Annotated in this window: 7 protein-coding genes; 1 reads left to right on the top strand and 6 read right to left on the bottom strand. The window is 66.9% G+C overall.

Annotated features, from left to right (window positions below; translation table 11 throughout):
- From AX702_RS22120 to AX702_RS14330, 6 genes are all read right to left on the bottom strand, one after another.
- The coding region (locus AX702_RS22120) for a calcium-binding protein (protein ID WP_443026303.1) at positions 1 to 1,008 on the bottom strand (1,008 nt) is incomplete at its 3' end.
- 156 nt (positions 1,009 to 1,164) lie between these two features.
- Positions 1,165 to 1,860 carry an anti-sigma factor gene (locus AX702_RS14350; RefSeq protein WP_082746277.1) on the bottom strand — a complete coding sequence of 232 codons (696 nt, stop codon included), beginning with the start codon at positions 1,858 to 1,860 and terminating at the stop codon, positions 1,165 to 1,167.
- Positions 1,844 to 2,407, bottom strand: coding sequence for a sigma-70 family RNA polymerase sigma factor (locus tag AX702_RS14345; RefSeq protein WP_066780683.1), 564 nt, complete (start codon positions 2,405 to 2,407; stop codon positions 1,844 to 1,846). The genes AX702_RS14350 and AX702_RS14345 overlap by 17 nt, the downstream gene beginning before the upstream one ends.
- Positions 2,408 to 2,518: 111 nt before the next feature.
- Positions 2,519 to 3,925 (bottom strand): DUF2254 domain-containing protein, encoded by a 1,407-nt coding sequence (locus AX702_RS14340; RefSeq protein WP_066780681.1) that lies wholly within the window; start codon positions 3,923 to 3,925, stop codon positions 2,519 to 2,521.
- Positions 3,922 to 5,193 carry a cation:proton antiporter gene (locus AX702_RS14335; RefSeq protein ID WP_066780679.1) on the bottom strand — a complete coding sequence of 424 codons (1,272 nt, stop codon included), beginning with the start codon at positions 5,191 to 5,193 and terminating at the stop codon, positions 3,922 to 3,924. Before AX702_RS14335 ends, AX702_RS14340 begins: the two co-directional genes overlap by 4 nt.
- Positions 5,194 to 5,206: 13 nt before the next feature.
- The gene (locus tag AX702_RS14330) at positions 5,207 to 6,301 is read right to left on the bottom strand and encodes a mechanosensitive ion channel family protein (RefSeq protein ID WP_197420619.1); all 1,095 of its coding nucleotides are present in this window, start codon (positions 6,299 to 6,301) and stop codon (positions 5,207 to 5,209) included.
- Positions 6,302 to 6,560: 259 nt separating this feature from the next.
- On the opposite strand from AX702_RS14330, the gene AX702_RS14325 reads away from it, so the two are divergent.
- A partial coding sequence (locus tag AX702_RS14325; RefSeq protein ID WP_197420618.1) for a class I SAM-dependent methyltransferase occupies positions 6,561 to 7,145 on the top strand: 585 nt, incomplete at its 3' end.

Below are 7,145 nucleotides of genomic sequence, written 5' to 3'. Positions count from 1 at the left end.
ATAAGTGGCGGTCGTGGCGGTGCTGAAGTCGATGATCTCGCCCGCCTTGGTGCCCAGGTGCACCGATGCGAACTGATCGCCACGCGCGGTGCCGCTGACGAGATCGCGCACGTCAAAGGTCAGCGTCGGCGTGGAGGAGGTGAAGGTGACGCCTTCGTCGTCATAGCGGCTGACCTGGCCGACCAGCGCGTCGCCGCGGCCCTCCGCCTGCATCCGTACCGCAAGCCCGCCGTCCTGATTGGCGAGCGTACCGGCGTCGAGCGCGCTGCCGTTGCCGACCTCGGCGCTGGTAAACGTCAGGCGCACCTGGGTGGTCTCCGCGGCGGCGGACACGATCACCGTGTCGCTGCCCTTGCCCAGATCGACCATGTCCATCCCGTCGGTCGAGATGTTGAAGATCGCGGTGTCGTCGCCGGCGCCGCCGGTGATCGTGTCGTTGCCGCCACCACCAAGGAAGCTGTCGTTGCCGCCGCGGCCACCGTTCAGCGTGTCATTGCCCGCGCCGCCGACCAGGAAGTCGTTGCCCAAGCCGCCCTTGATGTCGTCATTGCCCTGGCCGCCGTTGATGTAGACGTTCGCCGTCGTGCCGCCCTCGGCGTAGTAATCGGCGCCGGATGTGCCAAGGCGCACGATGTCGAACTGGTCGCCGCGCGCGGTGCCGCTGACGAGATCGCGCACGTCGAAGGTGAAGGTGCCGTCCGAAACGAAGCTGATGCCTTCATCGTCGAAGCGGCCGATCCCTCCGGTCAGCGTGCCGGACGCATCCTCGCCCTGTATGCGCACCGCGAGCCCGCCATCCTGATTGGCCAGCGTGCCGGCATCATTGGCCACATTGTTGCCGACCTCGGAACTGGTGAAGGTCAGGCGAACCTGCGTGAACAGTCCTTCGCGATTGCCGAACCTCACAAAGTCGTAACCGGTGCCGAAATCCCTTGCGACGCCGTTGAGGTAGGCGAGGCTGTACCCTGCCGAATCGTCACGCGTCCGGCTGCCGTTGATCGTTGCCATTTCAGTCTCTCCCATGTGACCGCGGAAGATACGAATATTTCTCGCATGGGATGCGCCAGCAATGAAAAGTCGCGAAGTCTTGTGCGTTACTACTATGGAGACTTGCTACAAGGCGCTGAATAGCTAGGGTAATACTTTCGCGCTTCTTTGTGCCGATTAGATCCGCGTCAGCGCGCCCGTTGCCACGATCGGCCCGGTGGGCAGCCGGCTCGGTGAGCCGCCGGGCGGCTCGATCGAGATCGCCAGCGTCGCACCGGCGGCGAGCGCGGCGCGATCGGCGGCGCTGAGCGCGATCGCCGTGGTTCCGGTAGCGGTCAGCAGGCCCAGCGAATGCGGCACGCCATCCGCGCCGATGCGCCACAGTTCGGCGACCTTGCCGGTCGGCACCTCGATCGCGGTCGGCACGCGCACCTGGCCGCGTGCCGCGTCGAACAGGGCCGCGAACGCCGCGCCCTCCTTGTCATCGGTGGGCGTCATCGCGGCGGCATAGGTGATCGGCGCCGGCGCGGCTGGGCGTGGTGCTGGCCCGGGGGAGGACGGTGGCACGTCCGCGGGACGCAGAACGAGCGCCAGCGCAAGGCACGCGGCGAGCGCCGAAGCCGCGCCGGTCGCCCAGCGCCAGGGTCGCGCATTGTCGGCCGCCGCCATCAAGCGCCCCTCGATCCACGCGGGTGGCTCGACCTCGGGGTAGCTCGTGTAGAGCGCCGCGAAGCGCGTCCGCCACGTGTCCACCTCCTGCGCGAACTCCGGCTCGGCCGCGACGCGGCGCAGGGCAGCGGCGCGCTCCTCCCCCTCGAGGAGGCCGAGCGCGAGTTCCGCCGCGGTGATGCTGTCGTCAGGCGTCAGCGGCATCGAGGCACTCCCGCAGCTTCATCAGGCCACGCCGAACCCAGCTCTTCATCGTGCCGAGCGGCACCGCCACGCGCTCGGCCAGTTCCGCATAGGTCAGCCCCTCGAAGAAAGCGGTTCGGATCGCTGTGCGCTGGTTCGTCTCCAGCGTTCCAAGACAGAAGTGCAGCAACCGCTCGCGCTCGTCCGCCAGCAGCGCCTCGGACGTCAGCGGGGCCGGATCGGCGATCGCGTCGAGCGCCTCGACCGGCGCATGGGGGCGGCCATTGGTCCGGCGCCAATCGATCGAGCGGTTGCGCGCGATCGTCGCCAGCCAGGCGATCGCACTGCCGCGCGCGACATCAAAGCCGTCGGCCCTGGTCCACACCGTGAGATAGACGTCCTGCAACACGTCTTCTGCTGCCTTTCGTTCGCCGCAGATACGCAGGCAAATGCCGAAAAGCTTCGCCGCCGTCATCTTGTAGACAAGGCGAAAGGCGCGCGGATCGCGCCTGGCGGTGCGATGCAGCGCGTCGGTGAGCCGCGCCCTTGTCACCTCGTCCACCGGCATCCCCTCACTCGCCTTGTCGCGTTTCGGGGATCATGGAATGAAAGTCACTAGAATGTAAGCGGAAACCAGCCGCACGCCGGCACCATAGTACCAAGTCGGAGCGCCACGGCATCACGCGGTGCCGCCCAGCCATGCATTGCCGTCGCGCAGCCGGCGCTTGTAATCGGGTTCGGCAAGCGCGCGGAGCAGTTCGTCGGCGCGGGTGAGGACGGCCTCGCGGCTGGCGCCGGACAAGGCGCGCTCGGCAAGATCACGGAATTGCTTGGCCTGCAGCACCAGCGTGGCGATCCGTTCGGGTGCCTCGCAGCTCAGCGCGACATCGCCGAGCGCCGCAAGGAAATGCTGGCCGGCGATCTTGTCGGCCGAGGCATATTGCGCGAGCGCCCCGAAGCCGCGCTCGACGAAACCGGCGAACGTCATCGAATGGGCGATGATGCGCAAGACGCCGTCCTCGTCGGCGCGAAGCCGCGACGGCAGGTCGCGCCGGGCAAGGTCCGCCAGCGCTGCGCCGAGCCAGTCGAGGCAGGAATTGGCCGTGAACGGATCGTTGACGCCGGGCGACAGTGCCCGCGCCGCAATCTCAACCAGCTCGTCGATCAGAAAGCGCAGATCCTGCAGCGCGGTGCGGCGCGATCCGATCGCGAAGGCGGTGCGCAGTGCCGAGCTGGCATCCTCGTCCAGCGCCTCGGCGGGCCACGCCTCGACCAGCACGCTGCCGCGATGCGTGAAGTCGCCCGGCTGATATTGCAGGCGCAGGATCAGGTCATTGGCGCGCGCGGTATCGAGCAGCGTTTCCTCGTCGATCAGCTGGATATAGCCGTTGTTCTTCGCCCGCACCGCCCCGCGCCGCTCGATCGCCGCGGGGCTCGCATCGAGGCGAAACGCATCCGGGATGCGATCATCGTCGGCGCTCTCGTCGAGCGGTCGGCCGACGAACACCGGGAAGCGATTGTCGATCTCGGCGAGCAATCGATCACCGATCCGCTCGATCACGCTGTTGATGTGGATCCGGCTGGGGACGTGGTGGATGAAGAAGATCAGGACGGCGATCGAGCACAGCACGAGGATGACGCCGACCAGCACCGCGAGCTGCGGCACGAAGCCCGCCTCGCCGACCGTCTCCCCCGGCGAGCGGATCGTGCGCACGACCAGCAGCGAATAGATGAAGGTCGCGATGAACGTGCCCAGCGTCACCTGATTGCCGCGATCGGACATGAAGTTGCTGAGCAGCCGCGGGCCATATTGGCCGGAGGCGTAGACCACCGCCGCCATGGTGACCGAGAAGGTGGTGCCGGCGACGCCGATCATCGCGCCGCCGACCGAGGAGAGCAGACTGCGCGCCCCCTCCGGCCGGGCGGCGTAGAGCCACGGGAAGCGATCCATCCAGTGCGACCCGCTATGGCTGTCGATATATACCATCGTCAGCGCCAGCAGCAGCGCGCCGACCGCCATGATCGTCGGCACGAACCAATAGCTTTCGCGCAGCCGGTCGGCGATGCGCAGCAGGTGCGCCTTCACGACGCGGTTCCACGTGCGGAAAGGCGATCGAGCAGGCGCTCGATCGTGCCGCCCTGGATGATGACGGAGAACAGGACGACCACATAGGTCGCGGCGAGGATCAGCGCTCGCGCCGGCCCCTCCGGCAACCCGAGCGCCAGTGCCACCGAGATGCCGCCGCGCAGCCCGCCCCAGATCAATGTCGCCGGAACCACGACGTCATGGGCGCGGGTCGGCCGGATCGCGCGCAGCGGCAGGATCACCGACAATGCGCGCGCAGCGAGCGCCAGCGGGATGGCCGCGATGCCCAGTATCAGGAGCCGCAGGTCCGCGGGGATCGTCACCACCTCCAGCCCGATCAGCAGGAACAGGACGGTGTTGAGGATGTCGTCGACCAGATCCCAGAATTTGTGCAGGTAATCGCGCGTCGTCTCGCTCATGGCATGTGCCACGCCGGCATTGCCGATGATGAGGCCGGCGACCGCCATGGCTACCGGGCCGCTGGCGTGAAGCGGGTGCGCGACGGCATAGCCGCCCATCACGACCGCCAGGCTGATCAGCACCTCCACCTTGTAATCGTCGATCGAGCGCATCGCGCGAAACGCGATTCCGCCGATGGCAAGCCCGAGCAGGATGCCCCCGCCGGCCTCGACCGCGAACAGCCGGACACCTTCGAGGATCGAGAAGTCGGCACCCGACACGGCGGACGCGAGCAGAATCGAGAAGATCACCACGCCAACGCCGTCATTGAACAGGCTTTCGCCCGCCACGGTCGCCTCCAGCGTCGGGGAAACCTTGGCACGTTTCAGCACGCCCATCACCGATACCGGATCGGTCGGGCTGATCAGCGCGCCGAACACGAAGCACCAGATCGCCGGCACGTCGAAGCCGATCACGCGGGCGAGCAGCAGGAAGCCACCACCGACCAAGACGGTCGATAGAACCACGCCAATCGTGCTGAGGACCAGGATCGGCCAGCGCCCGCGCCGCATTTCATGCCAGTCGACGTGCAGCGCGCCCGCGAAGAGCAGGAACGACAGCATCCCTTCCATCAGCGTGGTGTGAAAATCGATGCCGGCGATGAACCCGGCCACGTCATGCGCCAGCCCCGATCCGGGCAGCACGCGATCCAGCGCGACGACGATCAGCGAGGCGACCGCCCCCATGATCGTCAGCCCGATCGAGGAAGGCAGCTTCAGAAATCGGAAGTTGAGATAGCCAAGCGCGGCGGCGAGCACGATCAGGATCGCGGCCGCGTCGAACGGCGATAGCCTTAAGGCGTTGGTCATCGGGCGCCGCCGTTCATCCGGCGTTGGCGTCAGCGTCGGCGTCAGCATCGGCGCGGGGGCGGGCGGCGAGACGACGCGGACGGGGCGGCTTCGCGCCGGCCGGCCAGCCTTCGCGCTGGCGCGCCCGGTCGCCATCGCTTTCCTCGCTCTGATCGTGGAACAGCATCACCGTGGTCGGGAAGGGCAGGTCGATCGCAGCGTCCTTGGCGGCCTGGTAGATCGCCAGGATGACCTTGGCCTGGATGTGGACGACGTTGGTGCGCTTGGAATCGGTCCACCAGCGTGCGCGCAGCGTGACGTAATTTTCGTCGAGCCCCCATGGCAGCACCTCGGGCGCAGGATCCGCCTCGACGCCCTCCACCCCGGCCACCGCTTCCGTGAAGATCCGGCAGGCCTCGGCCGGATCGTCGCCATAGCCGATCCCGACGTCGAACTGGCTGCGGCGGTGCTCGAACGCCGTGTTGACCACCACGGGCGAGGTATAGACGTCCGCATTGGGGATGATGACGCGGCGCCCGTCATAGGTCTTGATCAGCGTGGCGCGGCTCTGGATGTGCTCCACCGTGCCTTCGAAATCCTTGACGACGATCTGGTCGCCCCGACGATACGGCCGGTTGATGAGAAGCAGGATTCCGGCAAGCAGGTTCTGCAAAATGTCCTTGAACGCGAAGCCGATCGCCACCGTGCCGATGCCGAGGCTGGAGATGATCGTCACCGGTTTCACGCTGGGAAAGACGATCACGGCCGCGACCATCACCGCGGCGGCGACGACCAGACCGAACACCAGCGAGGCGAGCACGCCGCCGAGGTCCACCAGCCCCTTGTGGCGAAAGGCCTTGCGCACCCCCCGCGCGATCAGCTTGCCCGCGAACCAGCCGATCACGATGAAAACCAAGCCGCCCAGGATATTGGGCAGCTGCAAAAAGAAATCGTTGGCGAAGATGTGGAGTTTGGCGGTGATCAGATCGACCGGGTTCTTCACCGGCGGCGGGGTGACGGGCTGCATGGCAAGCGAACGGGCCGATCTGGCGCCGGTTCCGGCGAGGGTGACGCGACGCGATTTCGGTCGCCCGATCGGGTGACGTGCTCCGTCGGCGGTGCGCCGCATTCAGGGGCAGGAGCGAAGTGAAGGCAGAGCCCTTCATGATCCCGCCGAACGGGGGGCTCCTGTATCTTTGTCGAACTGTGTCTCTTTGGTCGAACCCCTTGCAACCATGGCGCATCGGCAACTATTGAGAGCCATTCGCAGCTGGGGCGGTGCGATCAAGCCTTTCGACGTCGATCTATCGGCGGTGGACCGCGACGCCGGGGGACAATCTGTTGCACGACCATCGTCACATGGTGAACACCTCAAGGCAGAGGCGGGCATGAGCTGGACGGCCGGCTATGTCACCGACACCCGTTACCCGGCGTTCTTCTACAAGGAGATGCAGCCGCTCTGGCTCGCAACCGTGGCACGCTTCCTGGGCATGACGCCGCCGGATGTGGACGGCGCCTTCTCGCTGTGCGAGCTGGGATGCGGGCAGGGGGTCAACCTGCTGGTGGCCGCCGCGTGCCATCCGCAGGCAAGCTTCGTCGGTGTGGACTTCAACGCGGCGCACCTCGACGCCGCCCGGGATGCGGCCGCGGCGAGCGGGATCGCCAACGTCGCGTTCGTCCATGCCGACTTCGCGTCCTTCGCCGCGCGCGACCAGCAAGGCTTCGACTTCGTTACCTGCCACGGCGTGTGGTCCTGGGTCGCACCCGAGCAGCAAGCGCGCATTCTCGACATTGCCTCGCGCAGCCTCGCGGCAGGGGGCCTGCTCTATCTGCACTACATGTGCCATCCCGGCTCGACCGAGCTGGCGCCCTTTCAACACATGCTCAACCTGTGCGCCCATCACATGCCCGGCGCCTCGGTGCGCAAGGTGCAGACCGGGATGAAGCTGCTCGAGACGATGGTGGAACATGGC

It is taken from the genome of Sphingomonas sp. CCH5-D11, assembly GCF_001557395.1.
Classification (GTDB): domain Bacteria; phylum Pseudomonadota; class Alphaproteobacteria; order Sphingomonadales; family Sphingomonadaceae; genus Sphingomonas.
The sequence above is the reverse complement of the archived record's forward strand: the minus strand, read 5'-3'. Positions and strand labels throughout refer to the sequence as shown.

Excerpts from the sequence above, each read along its gene's own strand:
- AX702_RS14350 (WP_082746277.1), bottom strand. The coding sequence starts at position 1,860 with ATGCCGCTGACGCCTGACGACAGCATCACCGCGGCGGAACTCGCGCTC.
- AX702_RS14345 (WP_066780683.1), bottom strand. The coding sequence starts at position 2,407 with ATGCCGGTGGACGAGGTGACAAGGGCGCGGCTCACCGACGCGCTGCAT.
- AX702_RS14335 (WP_066780679.1), bottom strand. The coding sequence starts at position 5,193 with ATGACCAACGCCTTAAGGCTATCGCCGTTCGACGCGGCCGCGATCCTG.
- AX702_RS14330 (WP_197420619.1), bottom strand. The coding sequence starts at position 6,301 with ATGCGGCGCACCGCCGACGGAGCACGTCACCCGATCGGGCGACCGAAA.